Origin of the sequence: Colwellia piezophila ATCC BAA-637 (assembly GCF_000378625.1) — a bacterium.
GTDB lineage: Bacteria > Pseudomonadota > Gammaproteobacteria > Enterobacterales > Alteromonadaceae > Colwellia > Colwellia piezophila.
On record NZ_KB905162.1, the window covers coordinates 294,400 to 318,756 of the forward strand.

Sequence of the window (24,357 nt, forward strand, 5' to 3'; positions counted from 1 at the left end):
ATTTAGTTAGTTGAAAATAGTAGTGTTTTTTATTTTTGTTTGTCAGCATATGTATGTGTGTGGAATGCAGGTGATGATTTTTTGACTAGAGAGAGATTAGCCTAAAAGCTTTAAGATAGATTCTGCGGCGATGTTACTCTGAGCAAGTAAAGCTGTTGTGGCCTGCTGTTTAATTTGCAAAAAGGTTGATTTAGCTGTTTCTACAGCAAAATCAGTATCTTGTATACGTGATCGACTCGCAGAAACGTTTTCACTAATATTACTTAAATTGGTAATAGAGTGTTCTAATCTATTCATAAAGGCACCTAAACTGGTGCGTTGATTATCAATATATTTCAAAGCATCATCAATCATTACCGTCGCTAGCTGTGAATTGTCAATTAAATCCACATTACCAAGGCCAATGTTTACGCTAGAAAAGGCTGCAACCTGTAAAGCAATTGTTTGGTTGGCATCCGCACCTATTTGAAATTTTGTTTTTGGTCCGGCCAAGGTAAAGGAAGTATCGTATTTATCCAGTTCAATTTCGTTAAAAGCATGTGTATCCCATGCGGTACCTGCACCAAAATCCCCAGAATTATTATCATCATCACCGCTAACAAAAAAAGCGTCAAAATTTGCGGTAGTAAGCGCACCATTAGCACCAACAATCGTTTCTTCTCTAATGATGCCTCCCGAAGCATCAAAGCCACCGAAAGCTCCATTATCAGTATTGCTGGTAATTATATTGTTGGTAATAAAATCCTCAAAAACTGTGCCTGCCATCATCTCTGTTTGCAATGCGGCTTCATTGGCATAACCCGTTGTTGAATTTAAAGCGGCATCGAAAGATTGACCTCCGGCAAGTGCCCCCATAAAGGACTGTATACCAGCACCGCCTATTTGATTTTCTAAGTAGCGCATGGCTATGTAACCGCCCGAATAGACACCTGCAATTTTAATTCCTGTTCCGGTAGGAGCGCTGTTATTACCAAAAATCCCGTTTAATTCTGATTTAATTGCCGCAACACCAAAGCTTGTTATATCTGCCGCTACTCTATCATCAGCGCCACTGACCGCCTCAGCGGTACCCTCAGCAAACCAAGTTGGTGTGGATGCTAAGTCCATTTGGTTCGCCATTACCGCATGGGTCATTTCATGCAGTAGGGTAGACTTTAATAAGTCAATATTACTGGCGTCTAGTGTTGAAAAATCGGCTAAATCAATAGTCATGGTTAGCTCTGTTCCTGCGGGTGCAAGATAAGATACCGAAGCCAGGACTCCTCCTACCGCGTCATATTCTAAATCAATTTTGAATTTAGCACCGTCACCAGTGAGTCCTAAAACATCTTTAATAATATCTTCTGACTCAGCTAATACGCCACTTTGCAATATTTGCATTATATTTCGTTCTGCTTCCGTGCCAGCAGACGTCGCCACATTATCGGTTTGTTGAAAAACTTTTTTGCCGCCAAAGGATGTCGAGCTATTGATGGTGTCTATTTCAAGCATCAATTGCACCGACTCTTTATTCAGTGCTTCGCGATCCGCTTTAGAAAGAGCGCCATTACTGGCTTGTAGTGATAAATCACGCATTCTAAACAAAATACTAGTGGATTCGTTTAAAGCACCTTCAGTGATTTGAGCAAAGGAAATACCATCATTGGCGTTACGTTGGGCAATGGCTAAACCATTGATTTGAGAGGTTAGTCTGGTAGATATTTGTAAACCTGCGGCATCATCTGCGGCTGAGTTAATGCGCATACCTGATGACAAGCGAGCAAAAGTCACCGCTAAGTTATTTGAATTAGCTGCGAGTTGGCGCTGTAGAAACATGCTTGTCATGTTGGTTCTAATACTAATCACGCAAATATGGTCTTAATAGTTAGTGTCATAGCTGTTTATCGGCAGTAGTTATTATTTCTTGAAGGAAATTTGTATAATTATTATGTTTTGACACTGCTCGTTATGACAAAAAAATGACTACTATGCGTCAACTTTTTGTTGCTTTAAAAAAAATAATGGCTAAAATTACATTTGTCACGACAAAGTGACATTAAAATAACAAGTTAGCATCGGTAGTGAAGATTAGTTATGAATGTAACGGAAACATTAATAGGTCAAAAACAAATTTTGGTTGTCGATAACGACGAGGCTAGAAGTCACCATTTAAGTACGGTGCTCGCTTTTGTCGGTGAGCACTTTATGCATTGTTCACAAGAGTAAGCGATTGCAAAATTGGCTGATAACAGCCATATTCTCACGGTTATACTAACCGGCAATGTCAGCAGTGATTGTGCTAGCTTAATTAAAACTAATCCCAGTGTGCCTTTTATTCTTCATGATGTACTTGATAGCAATGCCTTAGCCATTAATGTCAATGTTATCGGGACGCTTTGTGCACCGCTTAATTATGCCCAGCTGACAGAGCTTATTCACCATTGTCATCAATATCACAATAAACTACCCCGTACTGGCCGGAAATTGGGCTCGAGTGCTTTGTTTCGTTCACTCGTTGGTACGAGTGAAGTGATGGCGCAAGTACGATTTTTAATCGAGCAAGTTGCCAAATCGCCTGCTAGTGTACTCGTGTTAGGTGAATCGGGTACCGGTAAAGAAGTTGTTGCCCGTAATATTCATAACTTATCTGACCGTGGCAAAGAGGCTTTTGTGCCGATTAACTGCGGGGCTATTCCGGCAGAATTGCTTGAAAGTGAACTGTTTGGCCATGAAAAGGGGGCTTTTACTGGCGCAATTTCAACACGTAAAGGCCGCTTTGAATTAGCCGAAGGCGGCACGCTGTTTTTAGATGAAATTGGTGATATGCCACAGCCGATGCAGGTAAAGCTATTACGTGTTTTACAAGAGCGTACTTTTGAGCGTGTCGGTGGCAGCAAAAGTATCAAAGCCAATGTCCGTATTATTGCGGCCACTCATCAAGATCTAGAGGAAATGATCAAAGCAGGCAGTTTTAGAGAGGATTTATATTATCGTTTGAATGTATTTCCGATAGATACGCCTTCATTGCGTGAACGTAAAGAAGATATCCCACTACTAATGAAAGAGTTACTGACTCGCTTTGAGCATGATCAAGGTAAAACCGTACGCTTTACCGAAAAAGCTATTGAGTCATTAATGGAGCATCCGTGGCATGGTAATGTGCGAGAGCTATCAAACCTAATAGAGCGTATGTTGATTATGTATGCAGAGCAAATTGTTGATGTTGCCGAACTGCCTTATAAATACCAACATATTGATGTCGAAGTTTATAATCCGGAATACCCAGAAGAATTACAAGAGCAAGATGTTATCAATGCGCTTTTCTCTGGCTTTGAATACGATGATGAGGAAAGTAGCGAAGAAAATTTAGTCGACAATGATAGCAAGAGTGAGCCGGGAAGCAGCACTAACTCAGGTTTATTACCCAACGATGGCCTAAATTTAAAAGAGCATTTAGCTGACCTTGAAGTTTCTCTCATCATACAATCTTTAAGTAAGCATGACTATGTTGTCGCTAGAGCTGCTGAAACCTTAGGTATGCGTAGAACAACTCTGGTTGAAAAAATGCGTAAATATGATTTACAAAAGCCAAGTGATAAAGCGAGCTTGGGTTAATAGCTTAGTCAATTGATTGACAGTGTTCTTTAGCAATAATTAGCTTGTTATGTTTCTACTCTGTTGAATATAAAGGAAAAAATAATGGCATAGTAAATGCTATGTAAGTACTAGATAGTTTTTTTAGAGTACTTATGTATGGCACAAGTTATGGCACAAGCAACACAGTCAACAATACCTTCAGTTATGCCTTTAGCAACACCTTTAACAAGGGAGGCAACCGGCAACACCGCATTTGCTTCGCTAAAATTCATTGATGCAGGTTTAGCCAAAGAAAATCAATCTTCGCTGCTTGAGCAAGAAGCCTTTCCTGGTGAGCTAGCGGCATTGAGAGCACAAGCAACTCAAAGTACCCAACCTAACTTTTCATCTCGTTATAACCAATTAGCGGATCAATTAATTGACGTAATGCCAACGGGCTTAGTTATGCTTGATGGCAATGGCATTGTTGTTAAAATAAACAAAGTTGCGAGAAACTTACTTGATGAGCCAATACTTGGCCAACCTTGGTTTAATGTTATTGCACGATCGTTTAATCCTCGTGAAGATGATTGGCATGAAATATCACTGAAAGATGGTCGTCGCGTTAAATTAGAAATTACTAGTTTAGGCTCACAACCGGGTCAGTTGATCATGATCACAGACCTAACCGAAAACCGCTTATTGCAAGACAAGTTGGCGCAAATGCAACGTCTTTCTTCTTTAGGTAAAATGGTGTCAACACTTGCCCATCAAATTCGCACACCTTTATCTGCAGCCATTCTTTACGGTGAAAACTTATCAAGCAATAAACTTGCTGAAAGTGCGCGTATTAAGTTTCAAAATAAATTGAATGCCCGCTTACATGATTTAGAGCAGCAGGTTAATGACATGCTGCTGTTCTCTAAAAGTGGTAAAGAGCAAGTCGTCACCCGACTATCAGTCAATGAATTGATTGATGATGCAGTTGCTTCGATGGATGCACTGTTAAGTAAAGCGAAGGCCGAAGTTAAAATCCAATCACCAGATAACGATCTTTTTATCCTCGCCAATAAAAATGCCCTAACAGGGGCGATTCAAAATTTGTTACATAACTCATTACAAGCGATTAGTGGCGAACAGACAGCAGTACCGGTGATAAATATTCAAGTGTACAGCCAAGCTAATGACCTTTATTTGAGTTTCAAAGACAATGGTCCTGGTATCGATGATAAAATTAGCGATAAAATATTTAAGCCATTTTATACCTCAAGTTGTAAAGGCACAGGGCTAGGTTTAGCGGTTGTTAAGTCGGTGGTAAACGCTCATCAAGGTGAAGTGAGCCTACTTAACCAAACCGGCACAGGAGCACATTTTGTTATTAAATTACCTTTGCTCGAGCAAGGTAAGGTGATGAACAGTAAATCGATGGGAGAGTGCTAATGACTGAACATAAAATACTTGTTGTTGAAGACGATGCCGGTTTACGTGAAGCTCTGGTAGATACGTTGTCATTAGCAGGTTATCGCTGTATTGAAGCGGACTCTGGTGAAACAGCCTTATTACAGCTGAAAAATAATCGCGTAGATATTGTGGTCAGCGATGTCCAAATGGGTGGCATGTCAGGTCTATCCTTATTGAAAAGCATTAAAAACCAACATACCAACTTACCTGTCCTGCTGATGACCGCTTATGGCACTATAGATGATGCCGTGCAAGCCATGCGAGATGGCGCTTGTAACTATATTGCTAAGCCATTTGCGCCAGAGGTTTTACTTAATATGGTCAGTCAATATATTGCCCCAATAAGAGTGAATCAAAAAGATCCCATTGTCGCCGATAAGCGTTCGTTAGAACTGCTGACTTTAGCTAAAAAGGTCGCTAGTACTGACGCCTCGGTGATGATTCTTGGCCCCAGTGGCTCAGGTAAAGAAGTATTAGCACAATATGTGCACAACCATTCTAAACGTAGTACCAAAGCCTTTATCGCGATAAATTGTGCGGCAATTCCAGAAAACATGTTAGAAGCAACGTTATTTGGCTATGAAAAAGGCGCTTTTACTGGCGCCATTCAAGCATGCCCAGGAAAATTTGAACAAGCCCAAGGCGGTACTATTTTACTTGATGAAATTACTGAAATGGACTTAGCGCTGCAAGCGAAAATATTGCGGGTATTACAAGAACGTGAAGTCGAACGTTTAGGCAGTAGGAAAATGATAAAACTTGATGTTCGAGTTATTGCCACCAGTAATCGAGATTTAAAAGCCGCGGTAAATAGCGGTATATTTCGAGAAGATCTTTATTATCGACTTAATGTCTTTCCACTTTCTTGGCTACCTTTGGCTGAGCGTGTTGACGATATATTTGTACTCGCCCAACACTTAGTCTCCGGCCACTGTCAAAAAAGTGGCGACCCCATTCCTGAATTCACCGGCTCGGCGCGCAGTAAGCTTAATGCCTATCATTGGCCAGGAAATGTGCGTGAATTAGATAATGTTATTCAAAGAGCACTAATATTACATAACGACAACCTAATTGATGCTAGTGATTTATTGATTGAAAATTTTGATACTGTCTTGGTACCCGAGCCAAAAGAAGTTAGCTGTAGCGAAGACAAGCTCGGCAGTGAATTGAAGCTGCAAGAGCATCAAATTATTCTCGACACTTTACACGCATGTCATGGCAGTCGTAAAGCCGTGGCCGAGCGCTTAGGAATAAGCCCTCGAACTTTACGCTATAAAATTGCCAAAATGCGTGACTCTGGCATAGAGATCCCAGCATAGCTTATACCAAGTTGATTAAGTTCTTTCCCACTCAGCGAGAGTTAAAGGGTTTAGAGGCAAGGCATTGATTGAAGAGAATGGTTATTCCCTTGTCAAAATCAATAACGCCGCATATGAACCCTTTAAACTCGCCCTATGGGAGCTTACTCAATGACCACTAACATCGTTAAATTTATGTGGTTTAGAATGACTAGACCTAAACAAATTCGCCTTGTTATTGAACATTGAGTACAGCTCTGAGTTGGGAAGAAATTTAATCAAATTGGTATTACCTATTTCGATCATTATAAGTAACACTCCTCGGGCATGCATACCTTGTTCATTGTCCTATTAACTAACGCAAAAGCTATTGCTAATTACGATAGCTTTTTTTTAGTTACGCCCCATTATGATCATAAGCAACGTTTTGGCACTATGCTTGCAACCTCACTGATAATCCTTGTATAACGTAAAAAAATTGACAAAAGTGAGCGCACCATGGATATCAAAAGTAACTCTCTATATAGCCAAATGCAACAGATGTCGCTACAAGCTATGGGTAATAAATTACCCCCAGTTAACGGTGATGCCATGGGTATTAATGGTATTGCAGGTAACAGCGTCGGCAAGATAAACGACTCAAGCAGTAGTTTTGGTAGCATGCTCACCAACGCTTTAAACAGTGTTAACGAATTACAAACAGAAGCAGGTGATAAAAAAAGAGCCTTTGAGATGGGCGATTCAAACGTCACACTTGCTGAGGTTATGATTGCTTCATCTAAATCAGGTATCGCCTTGGATGCCACCGTACAAATACGAAATAAATTTGTTGAAGCCTATAAAGAGATAATGAGCATGCCAGTATAATTTAACTGGCTTAAATCTGTTATAACGTCGTTGTCTTCATTCCGAATAGACTAGCTATTCATCAATCAAACGCCTTGTTATAAATGATTTGTTCTCAGTTAAAGCTGAGTGTCTAAATTAAGTTTCAGCTAAGTTATTTAATAAATTTTATCGTAAAAAACAGTACAACGGAGAAGTGAAGTGGCAGATACAAACGCAATGGTAGCAGCTGATGGCGGTGGTGATATGATTGCTAGTGATGCTGATAGTGCGGGTATGGAAGAGCAAAAATCAGGCTTCTCTGCCTCATTAGGTAATGTCGATATTTTAAGACAAATCACCATAGTGGTGGCGTTAGCCATTTGTTTGGCTATTGCAGTGTTTGTTATTATGTTAGCAAACGAGCCGGAGTATCGGTTTTTATCGAAATTACCCACCAAACAGCTAATCACCACTATGGACTTTCTTGATGCCAATCAAGTGGACTATCGTCAAGAAAACAACACCATCTCAGTACCTACCGATGAATATCAAAATATCAAGTTATTACTTGCCCGCGAAGGTTTAACTGATGAGTCTTCACATGGTGAAGATATATTAATGCAGGACATGGGCTTTGGTGTTAGTCAAAGGCTAGAGCGGGAAAGGTTAAAATATGGTCGTGAGCAACGAATTTCTAGAACGGTAGAGCAACTTAAAAGTATCAGCCGCGCACATATATTGCTCGCTATTCCACGTGAAAATGTTTTTGCTCGCCGTGAAAAAAATCCATCCGCTACTGCGGTATTAACCATGCGTCGCGGCAAAATTTTATCCGCTGAAGAAGTTGATGCTGTTGTCGATATCATTGCTTCAGCGGTACAAGGGTTGAGCCCAAATCGTGTTACGGTTACCGATCAAAATGGTCGCCTACTTAACTCAGGCTCACAAGATTCTATTTCTTCGCGAGCCCGTAAAGAATTTGAAATTGAACAAAAGCGTGAGCAAGAGTACTTGGCGAAAATTGATAGTATTCTTATCCCTGTTGTGGGTCTGGGTAATTATACCGCCCAAGTTGATGTTACAATGGATTTCACTAATGTAGAAGAGACCCAGCGTCGTTATAATGCTGATTTACCCGCATTGCGTAGTGAAATGAGCGTTGAAACCAGTAATATAGGTGGCTTACTCGGGGGGATCCCCGGGGCGTTGACTAACCAACCCCCCATTGAGTCAGTTATCCCTGAAAATGCGGTTGGTGGACAAAAGAAAAGTATGCCCAGTCGTAAGCACTCAGAATGGACTAAAAACTATGAGCTAGATGAAGCGATTAGCTACACTAAAAAGCAAACAGGTATTATCAGGCGTGTCAGTGTTTCTGTCGCACTTGATTATGTTACTGGTGCGATGCCCCCTCCAACTGAAGGAGCTGTGGATACACCTAACCCTGTAATAGCACCCCGTTCTGCTGCTGAGGTCGCTAGTATTCGCCGGCTACTACAAGGTAGTATTGGCTTTGATTTACAACGTGGTGGTGTTTTGGAAGTGGTGACTATTCCATTTAATCGTCCCGACTTTGGCGTAGTGGCCGAAATACCTATGTGGCAACAGCCTTGGTTTCTAAAAGTACTGAAATTAGTCTTAGGGGCTTTAGTTATTATCGTCTTAATCTTAGCGGTAGTTCGACCTATGTTGAAACGCTTAATCTACCCAGACCAAACACCAGACGATTATGGTGATAAGTCACTAGATAGTCACATAGATTTAGGCGATGAGACTATGGATATGCTGACCTCAGAGTTTGATGCGGGCGCAGTTGGTTTTGCCGCAGATGGGAGTTTACAGTTACCGGATCTTCATCGAGATGAAGATATTTTAAAAGCGGTTCGTGCACTAGTTGCCAATGAACCGGAATTATCGTCGCAAGTAGTCAAAAGTTGGTTGAACGAAGATGAGTGATGAAACACAAGAAATCGGCGAGTTAGCCGCACCCTCACCAGGGTTTGATGTAGAAAAATTAGAAGGCGCTGAAAAAGCGGCAATATTATTACTTAGTTTGTCCGAGGAAGATGCGGCGCAAATTTTAAAACACCTTGAACCAAAGCAAGTACAGCAGGTGGGTACTGTGATGGCGGCAATGGAAGATTTTACCCAAGAAAAAATTACCGCGGTGCATAAACTTTTTATTCATGAGATACAGAACTTCTCAACGATTGGTTTCCAAAGTGAAGAGTTTGTTCGTAAAGCGTTAACCGCAGCATTGGGTGAAGATAAGGCCGGTAATTTAATTGATCAAATTGTCATGGGTGGCGGTGCTAAAGGCTTAGATTCATTGAAATGGATGGACTCTAAACAAGTAGCCAATATCATTCGTAATGAACATCCTCAAATTCAAACCATTGTTTTATCCTATTTGGAACCCGAGCAGTCAGCTGAGATCATGAGTCAATTCACTGATAAAGTTCGTTTAGACTTAATGATGCGTATTGCTAATTTAGAAGAAGTTCAGCCGGCAGCCTTGCAAGAATTAAATGAGATTATGGAGAAACAGTTTGCTGGTCAAGCGGGAGCACAAGCCGCGAAAATGGGCGGTCTAAAAGTGGCAGCCGATATCATGAACTACCTAGATACTAATGTTGAAGGGATGTTGATGGACTCAATCCGTGATAACGATGAAGAAATGAGCCAGCAAATTCAGGACTTAATGTTTGTCTTTGAAAACTTGGCGGATGTTGATGACCGCGGTATGCAGGCTATCTTACGTGAAGTACAGCAAGAAGCCTTAATGAAAGCGATTAAAGGTACCGATGAAGCGTTAAAAGATAAGATAATGAGTAATATGTCTAAACGTGCTGCGGAAATGATGGCCGATGATTTGGAAGCTATGGGTCCGGTACGCATAAGTGAAGTGGAAGCGGCGCAAAAAGAAATTCTGTCAGTTGCTCGACGTTTATCTGACGCAGGCGAAATTATGCTTGGCGGCGGTGGCGGTGGCGATGAGTTCTTATAATACCAAGTTGATTAAGTTAGTTGCCACTCAGAGCTTGCTAGCATTTTGAGAACAAATATAATTTTTTGCCTATAGTCACTCTATATGAAAGAAATTTTGTACGGTTATCCAATCACTGGAAAGCTCCGCAAGGGCCTGTACCTAATAAAAGCTAAAGGCTTTCATGCTGCGTTATTTCTTTTGATAAGGATGCTGCATAGATGCAGAAATTTGAGAATGCAGACGGTACAGGAAGTACCTTATTAGATAATGCAGGAGCATATTATCCAGAGCATATTATCCAGAGCATATTATCCTGAGAATATTCTCCTGAATAACCATTACCTGCAATCAATGCCTTGCCTCTAAGACTTTTAACTCTCGCTGAGTGAGAAGAAAGTTATTGGAATTGGTATAATATCAAACAGCATAAAAGTAAGAAGGTACTGCAATGTCAAAATCACCCATTCGTATTATAAAAGCCGCACAAGTTGCCTCACAGGAAGTTAAGCCTGAGGTTTGGGGTTTACCTAATGTGCAAGGACAAGCTAACGTACAAGATCAAAATAAAACCAATGCCTTCGGTCAAAAAAGTCATTGGGTTTATGAACCACCTGAAAGTGAAATTGCCGAGCCGCAACCACTAACGGCCCAAGAAATAGAAGACATTCGATTAGCCGCCAGTGAAGAGGGCTTTAATCAAGGTAAAGAAGACGGCTACTCACAAGGTTACCAAGAAGGTAAAGATAAAGGGCTAGAAGAAGGAAAGCAGCAAGGTATTGAAGAAGGTACTGAACAAGGGTTAGCCCAGGGCAAAGATCAAATTGAGCAACAAGCAAAACACTGGCAAGTATTAATTGAACAATTGCATAAGCCATTAGCAAGTGTTGAAAAAAATGTTGAAGAGCAATTACTTAATTTAGTTTTACAGCTCACTGAAGCCGTTGTTTTACATGAAGCTAAAACCAACCCTGACATTTTAATGACGGCTATTGCAACCGGTATGAAAAATTTACCAAGTAGTGAAACACAAACACAAATATGTTTACACCCAAGTGATATTCAATTGGTGGAAGAAATGTTTGGCGCGGAGCACATCACTAACCAAGGTTGGCGTTTAGTGCCTGCACCCCAGTTAACCCAAGGAAGTTGTCAAATAGAAAACAGTACTTCTAATATTGACCTGCAAATGAAAACACGATTAAAACAAGTGCTAGAGCCTTTCATGCTAGATGCGCTACATCAAAAAAATTAATCTCAGGATACTAATTCCCAGAGCAATGATTTCGAAACAGTTAACTTAGCAATGATTAACTGCGAAACGATTAGGTAGAGATGATTAACTTGCTAGATTCGAGTGGGTTAATTCATTATTTTTAGGCTGATATTTTTATCTTAAGGGTTACAAATTCGATGGTAGACAGCATACGCTTAACTGAGCGCTTACAAAAAAGCCAAGCATTCATACATGATTTTAAAGCGCCTGTTGCTGGTCGCTTAGTTCGCGTTGTAGGTTTAACGCTTGAAGCCGTTGGCGTAAAAGCACCTGTCGGTAGCCAATGCCTCGTTGAGACTGCCCATGGTGATTTACTCGCTGAAATTGTTGGCTTTGCTCAAGATATTACCTATTTAATGCCGGAAGAAAGCTTACGTGGTGTTATGCCAGGCGCACGGGTACTACCCATTTCCAGTAAAGCTAAAATACCTTTATCGATGGAGTTACTTGGCCGGGTAATAAATGGCGTTGGTAAGCCCATTGATGGCAAAGGGCCTATAAAATCTGATGATGATTATCACCATGATAGTAAACCGATTAACCCCTTGTCACGACGAGCTATTACTGAAGTACTCGATGTTGGCGTTCGCTCTATTAATAGTTTTATTAGTGTCGGCAAAGGTCAACGTATGGGGCTTTTTGCAGGCTCTGGTGTGGGTAAAAGTGTACTGATGGGCATGATGACTCGCGGTACAAGCGCTGATGTAATCGTTGTTGGCTTAGTGGGCGAGCGTGGCCGAGAGGTCAAAGAATTTATTGAAGAAATTTTAGGTGACGAAGGGCGTAAGCGCGCCGTTGTTGTTGCAGCGCCTGCAGATAACTCACCATTAATGCGCCTTAAAGGCTGTGAGACAGCGGTACAAATTAGCGAATATTTTCGTGATCAAGGATTAGATGTTTTGCTTTTACTTGACTCGTTAACACGTTATGCACAAGCACAGCGTGAGATTGCCCTAGCCGTGGGTGAGCCACCTGCTACCAAAGGTTACCCGCCATCGGTTTTTTCTAAATTACCGCAATTAGTTGAACGTGCCGGTAATGGGGGGGAAGGGCAAGGTTCAATTACCGCATTCTATACGGTATTAACGGAAGGCGATGATTTACAGGATCCTATTGCTGATGCTGCGCGCGCTATTTTAGATGGTCATGTGGTGTTATCTCGAGAGTTAGCTGATGCAGGACATTACCCCGCGGTTAATATTGAAGGCTCTATCTCAAGAGTTATGCCGATGATAACGAGTGAAGAACATCAAGAATTGGCCAAGCAGTTAAAACAAATGTACTCACTGTATCAACAAAACAAAGATCTTATTGCCATTGGCGCATATACCAAAGGTAATGATCCTCGTATTGATCAGGCAATCAATGTATTGCCGGTCATTAACTTTTTTTTACAGCAAAAAATTAATGAAGTGATCCCTTATGAGCAAAGTATCTCTCAGTTAAAAGAAATAATTGCCGCCGCTCACGCGAATAACCAGCAGCAAGTACAAGGCTAGTGGTTTAAACCTATTTAAATGCACCGCATGTCCTAACGAGAACTCATATGGCAACAAAGCAACTTGATACCCTACTAAAATATGAAAAAGACAACGAGCAGCGCTGTGCCACTCAATTAAAAATTGCTGAAAATGAATATCAACAAAATATTAGTCGCTTACAAGGCGTGGCAGATTACCGCTTAGAATATATGAAGCGATTAACTCAACGAGCAGAGGTCGGCATTGATAGTTCTACTTACAGTCATTATCATGCCTTTATTGCCAAGCTTGATGGCGCTTCAAAACAAGTTGAAATCGCGATGCGACAAGCGAAAGCATTAGTAGAACAAAGTAAAAGTATTTGGCTAAAGCAAAGGCAAAAAGTAAAAGCGGTAGAGCTATTACGAGATAAGCGCTTACAAAAAATGGCCATAGCAGCAGACAGGGTTGAGCAAAAGATGTTTGATGAAATAGCGACTCAACAATATCTTCGTCGACAAGCGCGCTAGGTATTTAGGTCAAAGAGCGGGGGGACTTGTTAATTGGAATGATTATTGCTGTGTATACTTTATTGAGCGTTAATAAATAGCAAGAAAAGCGCTAAATATAGCTTAACGAAAGATACTCAGACAAAAATATATCAATATTTCTCGGTGTCTATTTATGATTTTAGCTAATTTAAATGATTGGGATAACTATGCAACCAGTAAATGTATTACCTAGCTTTTTGTCGCAAGAGGCTGATTTAAAGCCCAAAGAACCATCGTCACCAGCCGAGGCAAGAAATAAAGCTAATAATTTTTCTAGCTTAGTTGACCAATACGCCAGTGATGAAGTTATAGCGACAACGGACAAAGAGTCCCAACAACAAGCTGCAGACACGGTAACAGAAAATACGGCAAGAAATAGTCATACCATGACCAAAAACGAAAAGCATGACAATGCTGAAGTTAGTGGTAGCCAAAAAAGTGACTATCCGCTTCAAGAAAGTGGTGAGTTTTTATCTGCCGATAACGACTTGATCAAAGCCAGTGACGCAAGTAAAGAAAATGCAAGTAATTCAAATAATTCAAATAATACCAAGGCATTAGATGAGTCTGAGCAGTTTATTGCTTTACTTTATAATAGTGATAAAACCTTAACCTTTTCCGAAGAAAAATCTAGCCTAACAGGGCAATCAACGCGGGCTGAGCAAGTGAATAACCAACAAATAAAGCCTGTTACCTATAACGAAGTCAAAAGTGACCTTTCACATCAAAAAGTGACAGCGGTTAATGAAAATAGCACCTCAAGTGAAGAAAACACTGAAGTACTCAAGGTTGAACCGCAGCTCAAAGACTTTTCAACAGGGACGTTACTCGCTAGGACAGAGTTAAAAGTGCCTGCCTTATCGCAACAGTTTAGCGAGCAAGTACTAAAGGGGGACGAACAACCGTTGCAAGCAAAAAAAGAGGTAATTAAAAGCCAGAGTATCACCAGTGAGCCGTTATTGAATACTCAACTAGCAAATGAGCAGCTGAAAAACAATCAAATAACCGATTTGACTGCTAGCGTTGCGTTAGTTAATAAAAGCACGCTCAGTGAGCAAAAAGATTTGAGTATTTCTCAATTACCCGCTGAGTCGGTAGGGAAAAATAGACCGGTCATTGAAGATAAAACGCTATTAGCTAAGCAGCCACTTGATGAAGAATCTAAAGCAGTTAATGAAAATAACGTAAAGCAAGCAGTTAATGAAAATAACGTAAAGCAAGCAGTTAATGAAAATAATGTAAAGCAATCAGTTAATGAAAATAATGTAAAGCAATCAGTTCGGTCATTGGCAACAGTCAAAGAGCAATTGGCCGTTGAGGTTAGTGAGCCAACTGAAAAGTTAACCGACACTCGCGCTAAAATAGCGATAGAGACACCAACGAGTAAAAATAATAACTCGAGTAGAAATGATCATACAACGGTATTGCCAGACAATAAGCTTGCTGCGCAGTTTGCTAACTTGAGCTCACAGAAGGCATACCTAGAAAATATCAATCTAGATAAGACCAACTTTGATCAGGTGAGCAAAGCTCAGCTAAACACCGAGCTAAGCCCTACCGTGACATCAATAAATGAAAATATCATCAAAGAGCAAGCCACCGTTACTCAAATAAAGCCGTCAGGGAAAACCATAAGTGAATCGCAACTATTGCCACCAGCACTGGCCGCGCAAAATAGTCAATCATCAAGTGGTGAAGTAGACGTTATGGTACCGAGTAGTGATGAGTACGTTGATGCAATGCTCTTAGCCGAGGGGAAATCATCAGATCAGAACATAAAAGCCACCAGTAAGCTTAATGATAATGTTGCTGCGCGATCACTCTCTGAGTTACAGATACAAACCATGCAATCAACGCAAGTTAAACAAACTAATGATGCCTACAATGAACATCAAGCTACTGAGGTGATCAATCATAGTGTTGCTAGCGATATGGCACAAATACAAAAAAATAATGTCCAGCTTCAGCAAGAAAGCATTGCCATCTATAGAAAAGACTTTGCCGATGCGGTTAAAGATAAAGTGATGATTAGCATCAATCAAAAGCTTCAACGCTTTGATATCACTTTAGACCCGCCTGAGTTTGGTAATATGCAGGTGCGCGTTAACTTACAAGGCGATCAAGCGACTGTTAGTTTTGTTGTCCAAAATCAACAAGCCAAAGAAGTATTAGAGCAAAATATGCATAAATTAAGAGATATGCTTGCGGAACAAGGCGTAGATGTTGGCGGGGCGAGTGTTGAGCAGCAAAACCAACAACAAAAACATGATGAAAGTGAACTAAAACAAGGCGCTAACAGCAGCGCATTAGTAACGAGTCAAGGTAAAGATGAGCAGAGTGGGGAGCAAGTCTTCTCGGCTACCGTGTTCGACTCTTCTGCCACAGGCGTAGATTATTATGCTTAATTAGCTAAAATGACGTTAAGTTAATGAAAACATATTGGCTCAAAGACTTTTCAAGGATATTATATTACCAATAAAGACTATGTCATTCATTAGTCACCATTATTTTGATTATTATTTGTGTTAAATTTAAAGGATTCCCATGGCAGACGAAAAAGAAAATGGTAAGGAAGATGAGTTAGAGCTAGATAACTCAGGTAAAAAGAAAAAAATTATAATTATTATCATTGCCGTGGTCGTATTACTCGGCGGTGGCGTTGGAGCATATTTATTCTTTATGGGTGGCAGTGGTGCTAGTCAAGCGGAACTTGATGCCGCCTTAGATAGTGGCTCAGGTGAAGCACACGTGGTAGAAGCTGACTCAGGCGCTCAAGTCGGAAGTGCTTTATATGTGCCAATGCCTAGACCCTTTCGTTTCAATGTACCTGGTGCTGCTCGTGATCGTTTTGTTGAAATACGTGTGCAATTACTGGTTCGTGGTAGCGATAATGAAGAAAATGCCAAAATGCATATACCTTTAATAGAAAGTACTTTATTAGGGGTATTCTCACGAGCTAATGCTGACGATTTGGCCACCAGTGCCGGAAAAACCTCTTTGAAACAGAAATCACTAGCGGCGGTACAAAAAATCATGACAGAAGTAGAAGGTAATAAAACCGTTGAGAAAGTACTTTTCACTGGTTTTGTTATGCAATAGCGAGTTGGGTTTTTTGGTCATAAGAGAAGATTTACTGTAACGGTTAATTAGAGATTTAAATATCTCACTAAAGTTCTAACAAAAGTTCTAACAAAAGTTCTAACAAAAGTTCTAATTAAATAGATAAAAAAGAAGAGACTATCGAGTGAGTGATTTATTATCCCAAGACGAGATTGATGCGCTTTTACATGGTGTTGATGATGTTGAAGACGAAGACGAAGTTGAGGATGTCGTTCAATCCCGAGACGGCACCTCTGAATATGACTTCTCTTCGCAAGATCGTATTGTCCGTGGCCGTATGCCAACGTTGGAAATGGTCAACGAACGTTTTGCTCGTCATATGCGTATCAGCCTATTTAATATGATGCGCCGTACTGCTGAAGTGTCTATTAATGGCATTCAGATGATTAAGTTCGGTGAGTACATACATACTCTATTTGTACCTACCAGCTTGAATATGGTGCGTTTTCGCCCGTTAAAAGGCACCGCATTAATCACTATGGAAGCTCGCCTAGTTTTTATCCTAGTTGATAATTTTTTTGGCGGCGATGGTCGATATCATGCAAAAATTGAAGGTCGTGAATTCACCCCGACTGAGCGCCGCATCATTCAAATGTTGTTAAAGCTGATTTTTGAGGATTATAAAGAAGCATGGTCACCGGTGATGGATGTTTCTTTTGAATATTTGGACTCTGAAGTTAATCCTTCAATGGCTAATATTGTTAGCCCCACCGAAGTAGTGGTTATCAGCTCTTTCCATATAGAATTAGATGGTGGCGGTGGCGACTTCCATATTGCTTTGCCTTACTCCATGCTTGAGCCTATTCGTGAGCTGTTGGACGCCGGTGTACAAAGTGATAAAGAAGACACGGATATGCGTTGGTCAAAAGCGTTACGTGATGAAATTATGGACGTTCCCGTAACCATTAACACTAAGTTTATTGAGGTTGTTATCCCTTTAAGTCAAGTGATGGAGTTACAGGCCGGTGATATTATTCCCATTGAAATGCCTGAGCACGTTACCGTGCTCATTGAAGATTTACCAACATTTAGAGCTAAGTTAGGGCGCAGTCGCGATAATATAGCTTTGAAAATAGAATCGAAAATTAAACGACCAGAATCAGTTAAGTCAGAGTTAACTATTTTAACTAAAGGTGGCAAACGCTTAGATAATGATGCTGATCTTCACCTGCTAGAAGATGACTTATAAAGCATATTAGTTTACCTATTTGAACAAAATTATAAATTGAGGCCAGTGGTATGAGTAAAGATAAAGATGAAGATTTAAGTATGTGGGATGAGGCGCTAGACGAGCAAGCAGAAGCCAAGTCTGCCGGCAGTGCTGAAACTGTTGAACTTGAAGAGTTAACTGCAGATGAAAGCCCCATTACCGGGGATGAAAAACGCAAACTGGATGCTATATTAGATATTCCCGTCACTATTTCGATGGAAGTCGGCCGTAGTAATATTAGTATTCGAAATTTACTGCAGTTAAACCAAGGTTCAGTGGTTGAGTTAGACCGAGTCGCCGGTGAGTCTCTTGATGTTTTAGTTAATGGTACCTTAATTGCCCATGGAGAAGTTGTGGTAGTTAATGACAAATTCGGCATTCGTTTAACTGATGTAGTCAGCCAAGTTGAACGTATTAAAAAATTAAAGTAGCTTAGCTATTCAATATCCCTTGAGCACAAGCGAAAAAACCTAAGTTATGATAATAAAAATTATACCCATCTTTCTAGCCATGAGTTGTTTTTTTCTGTCTTCAATGGCGCTAGCGCAAGAGGGAGCATCTGTCAGTCTTGCCACGGACGCTATACAAGAAAGCGTCATCGTGATTGAGGAAACGGTCAGCAAAAATAACGCTATCAAGGACGATTTAAACCCTCAAACCATAACCGGTGAGAGTAGCTCGACTAATACGCCAGAGGTGGGTAAACATGTGATGGCTAACATGAATGCAGGCAGTATGCTGCTTTCTTTATTAATGGTTTTAGCCCTAATCATCATCTGTGCCTTGCTACTCAAACGGTTTAATTTTGCCCAGAAAAGTATTAGTCAACTTAAAGTGGTGACTAGTTTATCATTAGGTGCTAAAGAGCGGATAATGGTGGTACAAGTGGGTGAACAGCAATTATTACTAGGCGTAACGACACAGAAAATCACCTTATTGGAAAAACTATCAGAGCCATTAAGTAGTCAAAGTATGAATACGTCAGAGTTACCAAAAAACATATTATCTTTTCTGTCGGCAAAAAAATCGTAGTGGTTTTTATTTTAAATCACTTGAGTTAACTGTCAGCATAATTATTTACATAAGGCTTATAAAAATGGCCTATACACATGGGAAGTTCAGGGGATCATGAAAAGAATTTCGTTATTCATCTTATTAGCGTTAATTTTACTCGGTGCGAGTTTTGGCGCCTGTGCCAAAGATTTATCATTAACAGCATTAACCCTGACTACTAACCCTGATGGCTCGCAGGAATACTCAGTAAATTTACAAATATTAATTTTTATGACCGCACTAAGTTTTATTCCTGCCGCTGTCATAATGATGACCTCATTTACCCGTATTGTTGTGGTATTGGCTATTTTACGACAAGCCTTTGGTCTACAACAAACCCCGTCTAACCAAGTTATTATCGGCCTGACACTCTTTATGACCTTGTTTATTATGACGCCAGTCTATAATCAAATCGATAAGAGCGCTATTCAGCCCTATATTTCAGAGCAGTTAACCTCGAGTGAGGCCATTGAAATTGGCATAGTACCATTGCGCGCATTTATGTTAGAGCAAACTCGTATTAAAGACCTCGATACTTTAGCGGGTATGGCTGGTATTGAAGCGGTAGATAAGCCGACAGATTTACCGATGACGGTCATTATTCCTGCTTTTATCATCAGCGAACTAAAAACGGCTTTTCAAATTGGATTTATATTATTTATTCCTTTTTTAATTATTGATTTAGTTGTTGCTAGTATTTTGATGGCCATGGGCATGATGATGCTATCGCCGATGATTGTTTCGCTACCTTTTAAGTTGATGTTGTTTGTGTTGGTCGATGGCTGGAATTTAGTGATTGGTACAATTGCTACCAGTTATGGTATGGGCAGTTAATAAAAGTGCTAATTTGTTCCGCAACCCATGTTTTTTTTATTTTCTGTTTGAAAATAAAGTATTTAAATAAATAGGGCAAAAGAGAGTGTTTTATGGGACCTGAAATCTATATAGATATGCTAGGTGATGCTTTATTACTCGTTATCATATTAGTCTGCGCTATTATTTTGCCGAGCCTTGCTGTGGGCTTAATGGTTGCTGTTTTTCAAGCGGCTACCTCCATAAATGAGCAAACCTTAAGTTTTTTACCCCGGTTAATCGTCACTTTACTCGCGCTTATTTTAGGTGGCCATTGGTTAGTTCAAAAATTGATGGACTATACTATCCGGCTCATTAGTAGCATCCCTAGTGTTATTATCTAATGGTTAGTTTTAAATGACTTTTGGTCTCTATTTAGTCATGGCGGTTAATATACTCGCTATCGGTATAAGGTAATGGAATTTACCGAGACCGTTATTAATCAATTTATAGCGGATTTTATGTTGCCATTTAGTCGAGTATCGGCTTTGGTGATGACCATGATAGGCTTTAGTGCTAGAACTATTCCAGGGCGAGTGAAGCTGTTTTTATCCATCACCATTACCTTTGCTATTATGCCTGCGATCCCGCCTGTTACCGTGATTGATTTAATGTCTCTTAATACCGCGATATTGTTAGGGCAGCAGATGATTATCGGGGTCATGCTTGGTTTTGTTACCATTATGGTCGTTAATACGTTTACCTTGGCCGGACAAATTATTGCTATGCAATCAGGTCTGGGGTTCGCTTCGTTAGTTGATCCCGCCAGTGGTATGAATGTACCCGCTGTTGGACAATTCTTTCTGATTTTATCATCACTACTATTTTGGGTGATGGATGGACATTTAGCTTATTTGCAGTTTGTCGTCGCCAGTTTTGAAACGCTGCCTATTCCCACCGAACACTTATCGAGTATTAAATACCGAGAAATTGCTGAATGGGGTAGCTGGATGTTTACCACCGCGTTATCTCTTGCATTAGCTCCGGTAACTGCGATGTTATTGATAAATTTTTCTTTTGGTATTATGACAAGGGCTGCGCCTCAGCTAAATATTTTTGCCATTGGTTTTCCTATCACCATGATGGCCGGTTTAATTATTATGTGGTTAACCTTTGGTAATTTCTTTACCCATTTTGAGCTGCAGTGGCAACGCGCACTCGATTTCAGCTGCTACCTTATTGATTGTAAGGTGGCCTAAATGGCTGATTCTGATAGCGGTGAAAAAACTGAAGAGCCGACGGCGAAAAAGCTTACTGATGCCCGTAAAAAAGGTCAAATCGCACGTTCGAAAGATTTAGGCACCTTCTTTGTCTTAGTCGGCAGCGCTTGTGCGATGTTATTAATGGGCAAGTCGTTAGCGACATCAATGGCAGCCATGATGAGCCAGCTATTTTCTTTAAGCCGCGCAGAAGCGATGGATATCAATGCCCTTTTCAAAGTGATAAATGATGGTGTTTCTCAAGTTGTAGCACCACTTTTATGGATATTTTTCATTATAATGTTGGCGGCTTTTGTTGGCAATACTTTACTGGGGGGCATGAGTTTTTCATGGGAAGCGACGATGCCAAAAGCAAGTAAACTATCCCCCGCAGCAGGTTTTAAACGGATGTTCGGCGTACAAGCCGCGGTTGAGTTGGTCAAGTCTATATTGAAGTTTTTCGTGGTTTTTATTGTGGCTTTTTTATTGTTAACCGGCTTGTTTGAGGAAATTTTAGGATTAAGCCGAGAAACAGTACCTGCTAATTTTGAGCATGCTACCACAATGCTCTTGTGGATGTTTTTGGTGCTAGCCTTATCTATAGGGCTTATTGTCATTATTGATGCGCCGTATCAAGTTTGGAATCATAACCGACAGTTAAAAATGACTAAGCAAGAAATTAAAGATGAGCATAAAAGTACTGAGGGTAGCCCCGAGATAAAGGGGCGTATCAGACGCACACAATATGAAATGTCGCAGCGGCGTATGATGGCGGATGTTCCAAACTCTGATGTGGTGATAACTAACCCCAGCCACTTTTCTATCGCCTTAAAATATGATTCCGTGTTGGGTGGTGCTCCGGTTTTATCTGCGAAAGGGGTGGATGAAATGGCACTGCACATCCGTACTATCGCTAAAGAACATCACATAGAAATAATTCAGTCACCGGCTTTAGCGCGTTCACTTTATTATACCGCTGAAGTCGGAGACGATATACCTGAAGAATTATTTGCTGCTGTCGCGCAAGTGTTAGCCTTTATTTTTCAGCTTAATGAACATAAAAAAGGTAACGCTAAAAAACCCATCCCTGTTGCCAAAGAGTTACCTATTCCAGATGAGTTTAGATATTAGTACCGTCTTGTTTGAAGGGGATTTCGTAGGTAATAACATCAATCACTCGCTCGTATGTCTGAAATAAACCACTTAAGCGTTTGATCTAAATAACCAAATACTCAGCACTAAAAATCCCAATTGATAGTCAGAGTACTCTACAGCGCTTTTTAAATAGGGTAAGTGCTTATATTGGTATAAGAATTGCTAATTCATAGTTACTGTCAAAAAAACATCATGAAGTAGTAATGCAATTAGTCGCTTATTTTAATCAGTTCGATAAATCCAAGTTACGCCACCTCTCCGGTTTAGGTACACCTTTATTGGTGATGGCTGCGCTAGGTATGATTATTTTGCCTATGCCAACTTGGTTATTGGATATTTTGTTTACTTTTAATATCGCGCTTTCCCTCGTTGTCTTACTCATTACCATCTATACCCTAAAACCTCTTGATTTTGGTTCTTTCCCTGCGGTTTTATTAGTGGCAACTATCTTGCGATTAGCCCTGAATGTCGCTAGTACACGGATAGTACTGTTAGAAGGGCATGAAGGACCTCAGGCAGCAGGTAAGGTCATTGAGGCTTTTGGAACTGTAGTTATTGGTGGCAACTATGCTGTAGGTTTAGTGGTTTTTCTTATTCTAATCATCATTAATTTTGTCGTTGTCACTAAAGGTGCCGGGCGAATTGCCGAAGTCACGGCGCGTTTTACCTTAGATGCAATGCCGGGCAAGCAAATGGCCATTGATGCAGATTTAAATGCCGGTTTTATTAACCAAGAGCAAGCGAAAGAACGCCGTACCGAAGTCACCAATGAAGCTGATTTTTATGGCTCTATGGATGGTGCGAGTAAATTTGTTAAAGGCGATGCCATCGCTGGTATTCTTATTTTATTTATTAATATTGTTGGCGGCTTAATCATTGGTATGGTGCAGCATGACTTAACATTCAATAGTGCAGTTGAAATTTATACCCTACTTACTATTGGTGACGGTCTTGTTGCCCAAATACCCGGTTTATTATTATCCGTCGGTACGGCTATTGTTGTTACCCGTCAAAATACTGCTCAAGACATGGGTGAGCAAGTTAGTAGTCAATTAGGCCAAGAAAAATCGCTTTATATAGCCGCGGGTGTGATGTTTGTTATGGGGGTTATCCCAGGCATGCCACATTTGGTGTTTATATCATGTTCTCTTGTTATTGCGGCAACGGCCTTTATGGGCGCAAGAAAAAAAGTAAACATAGCCATTGAACAAGAAAAAACAGCTCAAGAAGAGCAAGTACAACATCAACAACAAGAAGAAGAGGTAAAAGAACTTGGTTGGGATGACGTTAATCATGTTGACATTATTGGTCTAGAAATTGGCTATCGTTTAATTCCATTGGTAGATAAAGCGCAAGGCGGCGAGCTACTTAGTAGAATTAAAGGTGTGCGTAAGAAGCTGTCACAGGAGTTTGGTTTTTTAGTTCCACCGGTTCATATTCGCGATAATTTGGATTTAGATCCAAATAGTTATCAAATATCTTTAATGGGTGTTGTTGTCGGTACTGCGCAAATTCGTCATGATCAAGAGCTCGCCATAAACCCTGGACAAGTTTTTGGCACCCTTGAAGGCGTAGCCACTAAAGACCCTGCGTTTGGTCTTGATGCTACTTGGATTAATCAGAACCAACGAGATCAGGCGCAAACTTTAGGTTATACCGTGGTTGACTCCTCCACCGTGTTAGCGACTCACTTAAGCCAAATTTTAACTAATAATGCTGCACAGCTATTAGGGCATGAAGAAGTACAAAATTTATTAGATTTACTTGCTAAAAGCTATCCTAAATTAGTCGAGGGCTTCATTCCAGATACGTTGTCTTTAGGAACCGTGGTAAAAGTGCTACAAAGCTTAATGAACGAAGGTGTCGCGGTACGTGATATGCGCTCTATCGTGCAAACATTGGTGGAATATGGGCCGAAAAGCCAAGATGCTGAAGTACTGACCGCTGCCGTGCGAATAAGCATAAGGAAATTTATAATTCAAGATCTTGTTGGTGCTGCAAAAGAAGTCCCCGTCATAACTTTGGCTCCCGAACTGGAACAGATGTTGCATCAGTCAATGCAAATGGCTGGAGATGATGGTGCTGGTATTGAACCGGGGTTAGCGGAGCGCTTACAAAAATCATTAACTGAAGGCGCCAATAAGCAAGAAATGGCTGGGGATACACCAATATTATTAACCTCAGGTATTTTACGTCACGTATTAGCTAAGTTTGTTAAATATTCTATTCCGAGTTTACGTGTTATTTCTTATCAAGAAATACCGGATGATAAACAAATTAAAATTGTTAGTGCTATTGGGCAATAAATTGTAGTTATAAGCATGTGGTGTCTTGTTGTAATTTAGAGTGAAAA

The 24,357-nt window shown here is 40.4% G+C and carries 19 protein-coding genes and 1 pseudogene; 19 read left to right on the forward strand and 1 reads right to left on the reverse strand.

Features of this window, described 5'->3' with window-relative positions; translation table 11 throughout:
* Positions 1-96: 96 nt before the first annotated feature.
* The gene (locus tag F580_RS0107075; RefSeq protein WP_019027008.1) at positions 97-1,824 is read right to left on the reverse strand and encodes a flagellinolysin; all 1,728 of its coding nucleotides are present in this window, start codon (positions 1,822-1,824) and stop codon (positions 97-99) included.
* A 249-nt stretch (positions 1,825-2,073) separates the two neighbouring features.
* On the opposite strand from F580_RS0107075, the pseudogene F580_RS24145 reads away from it, so the two are divergent.
* From F580_RS24145 to flhA, 19 genes and pseudogenes are all read left to right on the forward strand, one after another.
* A pseudogene (locus F580_RS24145) lies at positions 2,074-3,594 on the forward strand (sigma-54 interaction domain-containing protein).
* 138 nt (positions 3,595-3,732) lie between these two features.
* Positions 3,733-4,995, forward strand: coding sequence for a sensor histidine kinase (locus tag F580_RS0107085; protein WP_019027011.1), 1,263 nt, complete (start codon positions 3,733-3,735; stop codon positions 4,993-4,995).
* Positions 4,995-6,335 (forward strand): sigma-54-dependent transcriptional regulator, encoded by a 1,341-nt coding sequence (locus tag F580_RS0107090; RefSeq protein ID WP_019027012.1) that lies wholly within the window; start codon positions 4,995-4,997, stop codon positions 6,333-6,335. Before F580_RS0107085 ends, F580_RS0107090 begins: the two co-directional genes overlap by 1 nt.
* Before the next feature lie 477 nt (positions 6,336-6,812).
* Positions 6,813-7,181 (forward strand): flagellar hook-basal body complex protein FliE, encoded by a 369-nt coding sequence (gene fliE, locus F580_RS0107100; protein WP_019027015.1) that lies wholly within the window; start codon positions 6,813-6,815, stop codon positions 7,179-7,181.
* A gap of 198 nt (positions 7,182-7,379) precedes the next feature.
* Positions 7,380-9,098 carry a flagellar basal-body MS-ring/collar protein FliF gene (gene fliF, locus F580_RS0107105; protein WP_026301299.1) on the forward strand — a complete coding sequence of 573 codons (1,719 nt, stop codon included), beginning with the start codon at positions 7,380-7,382 and terminating at the stop codon, positions 9,096-9,098.
* On the forward strand, positions 9,091-10,149 hold the full coding sequence (gene fliG, locus F580_RS0107110; protein ID WP_019027017.1) for a flagellar motor switch protein FliG: 1,059 nt from the start codon (positions 9,091-9,093) through the stop codon (positions 10,147-10,149). The genes fliF and fliG overlap by 8 nt, the downstream gene beginning before the upstream one ends.
* A gap of 430 nt (positions 10,150-10,579) precedes the next feature.
* A complete protein-coding gene (fliH, locus tag F580_RS0107115; protein ID WP_019027018.1) occupies positions 10,580-11,383 on the forward strand; it encodes a flagellar assembly protein FliH in 804 nt (267 codons plus the stop codon).
* Positions 11,384-11,541: 158 nt separating this feature from the next.
* Positions 11,542-12,903 (forward strand): flagellar protein export ATPase FliI, encoded by a 1,362-nt coding sequence (gene fliI, locus F580_RS0107120; RefSeq protein WP_019027019.1) that lies wholly within the window; start codon positions 11,542-11,544, stop codon positions 12,901-12,903.
* A gap of 47 nt (positions 12,904-12,950) precedes the next feature.
* Complete coding sequence (gene fliJ / locus F580_RS0107125; protein ID WP_019027020.1) at positions 12,951-13,394, forward strand: flagellar export protein FliJ; 444 nt, start codon at positions 12,951-12,953, stop codon at positions 13,392-13,394.
* A 188-nt stretch (positions 13,395-13,582) separates the two neighbouring features.
* A complete protein-coding gene (locus F580_RS0107130; protein ID WP_026301300.1) occupies positions 13,583-15,820 on the forward strand; it encodes a flagellar hook-length control protein FliK in 2,238 nt (745 codons plus the stop codon).
* Positions 15,821-15,959: 139 nt separating this feature from the next.
* The gene (gene fliL, locus F580_RS0107135) at positions 15,960-16,514 is read left to right on the forward strand and encodes a flagellar basal body-associated protein FliL (RefSeq protein WP_019027022.1); all 555 of its coding nucleotides are present in this window, start codon (positions 15,960-15,962) and stop codon (positions 16,512-16,514) included.
* A gap of 145 nt (positions 16,515-16,659) precedes the next feature.
* Positions 16,660-17,724 (forward strand): flagellar motor switch protein FliM, encoded by a 1,065-nt coding sequence (fliM, locus tag F580_RS0107140; protein WP_019027023.1) that lies wholly within the window; start codon positions 16,660-16,662, stop codon positions 17,722-17,724.
* Positions 17,725-17,774: 50 nt separating this feature from the next.
* Complete coding sequence (gene fliN, locus F580_RS0107145; protein WP_019027024.1) at positions 17,775-18,176, forward strand: flagellar motor switch protein FliN; 402 nt, start codon at positions 17,775-17,777, stop codon at positions 18,174-18,176.
* 46 nt (positions 18,177-18,222) lie between these two features.
* The gene (gene fliO, locus F580_RS25455) at positions 18,223-18,777 is read left to right on the forward strand and encodes a flagellar biosynthetic protein FliO (protein WP_157443028.1); all 555 of its coding nucleotides are present in this window, start codon (positions 18,223-18,225) and stop codon (positions 18,775-18,777) included.
* Positions 18,778-18,873: 96 nt separating this feature from the next.
* Complete coding sequence (gene fliP / locus F580_RS0107155; RefSeq protein ID WP_019027026.1) at positions 18,874-19,632, forward strand: flagellar type III secretion system pore protein FliP; 759 nt, start codon at positions 18,874-18,876, stop codon at positions 19,630-19,632.
* A 92-nt stretch (positions 19,633-19,724) separates the two neighbouring features.
* Positions 19,725-19,994, forward strand: a complete 270-nt coding sequence (fliQ, locus tag F580_RS0107160) for a flagellar biosynthesis protein FliQ (protein WP_019027027.1) — start codon at positions 19,725-19,727, stop codon at positions 19,992-19,994.
* 72 nt (positions 19,995-20,066) lie between these two features.
* Positions 20,067-20,849, forward strand: coding sequence for a flagellar biosynthetic protein FliR (gene fliR / locus F580_RS0107165; RefSeq protein WP_019027028.1), 783 nt, complete (start codon positions 20,067-20,069; stop codon positions 20,847-20,849).
* A complete protein-coding gene (flhB, locus tag F580_RS0107170) occupies positions 20,850-21,980 on the forward strand; it encodes a flagellar biosynthesis protein FlhB (RefSeq protein ID WP_019027029.1) in 1,131 nt (376 codons plus the stop codon). It begins immediately after the preceding gene.
* Positions 21,981-22,207: 227 nt separating this feature from the next.
* Positions 22,208-24,310: a flagellar biosynthesis protein FlhA gene (gene flhA, locus F580_RS0107175; RefSeq protein WP_019027030.1), complete on the forward strand. Its 2,103-nt coding sequence runs from the start codon at positions 22,208-22,210 to the stop codon at positions 24,308-24,310.
* Positions 24,311-24,357 lie beyond the last annotated feature (47 nt).

Bases quoted from the DNA above. Each gene is read 5' to 3' on its own strand.
- fliR (WP_019027028.1), top strand. From the start codon at position 20,067: ATGGAATTTACCGAGACCGTTATTAATCAATTTATAGCGGATTTTATG.
- fliE (WP_019027015.1), top strand. From the start codon at position 6,813: ATGGATATCAAAAGTAACTCTCTATATAGCCAAATGCAACAGATGTCG.
- fliJ (WP_019027020.1), top strand. From the start codon at position 12,951: ATGGCAACAAAGCAACTTGATACCCTACTAAAATATGAAAAAGACAAC.
- F580_RS0107075 (WP_019027008.1), bottom strand. From the start codon at position 1,824: ATGACAAGCATGTTTCTACAGCGCCAACTCGCAGCTAATTCAAATAAC.
- fliQ (WP_019027027.1), top strand. From the start codon at position 19,725: ATGGGACCTGAAATCTATATAGATATGCTAGGTGATGCTTTATTACTC.
- F580_RS0107085 (WP_019027011.1), top strand. From the start codon at position 3,733: ATGGCACAAGTTATGGCACAAGCAACACAGTCAACAATACCTTCAGTT.
- fliO (WP_157443028.1), top strand. From the start codon at position 18,223: ATGATAATAAAAATTATACCCATCTTTCTAGCCATGAGTTGTTTTTTT.
- fliF (WP_026301299.1), top strand. From the start codon at position 7,380: ATGGTAGCAGCTGATGGCGGTGGTGATATGATTGCTAGTGATGCTGAT.
- F580_RS0107130 (WP_026301300.1), top strand. From the start codon at position 13,583: ATGCAACCAGTAAATGTATTACCTAGCTTTTTGTCGCAAGAGGCTGAT.
- fliP (WP_019027026.1), top strand. From the start codon at position 18,874: ATGAAAAGAATTTCGTTATTCATCTTATTAGCGTTAATTTTACTCGGT.
- fliL (WP_019027022.1), top strand. From the start codon at position 15,960: ATGGCAGACGAAAAAGAAAATGGTAAGGAAGATGAGTTAGAGCTAGAT.
- fliH (WP_019027018.1), top strand. From the start codon at position 10,580: ATGTCAAAATCACCCATTCGTATTATAAAAGCCGCACAAGTTGCCTCA.
- fliN (WP_019027024.1), top strand. From the start codon at position 17,775: ATGAGTAAAGATAAAGATGAAGATTTAAGTATGTGGGATGAGGCGCTA.
- fliG (WP_019027017.1), top strand. From the start codon at position 9,091: ATGAGTGATGAAACACAAGAAATCGGCGAGTTAGCCGCACCCTCACCA.
- flhB (WP_019027029.1), top strand. From the start codon at position 20,850: ATGGCTGATTCTGATAGCGGTGAAAAAACTGAAGAGCCGACGGCGAAA.
- F580_RS0107090 (WP_019027012.1), top strand. From the start codon at position 4,995: ATGACTGAACATAAAATACTTGTTGTTGAAGACGATGCCGGTTTACGT.
- flhA (WP_019027030.1), top strand. From the start codon at position 22,208: ATGCAATTAGTCGCTTATTTTAATCAGTTCGATAAATCCAAGTTACGC.
- fliI (WP_019027019.1), top strand. From the start codon at position 11,542: ATGGTAGACAGCATACGCTTAACTGAGCGCTTACAAAAAAGCCAAGCA.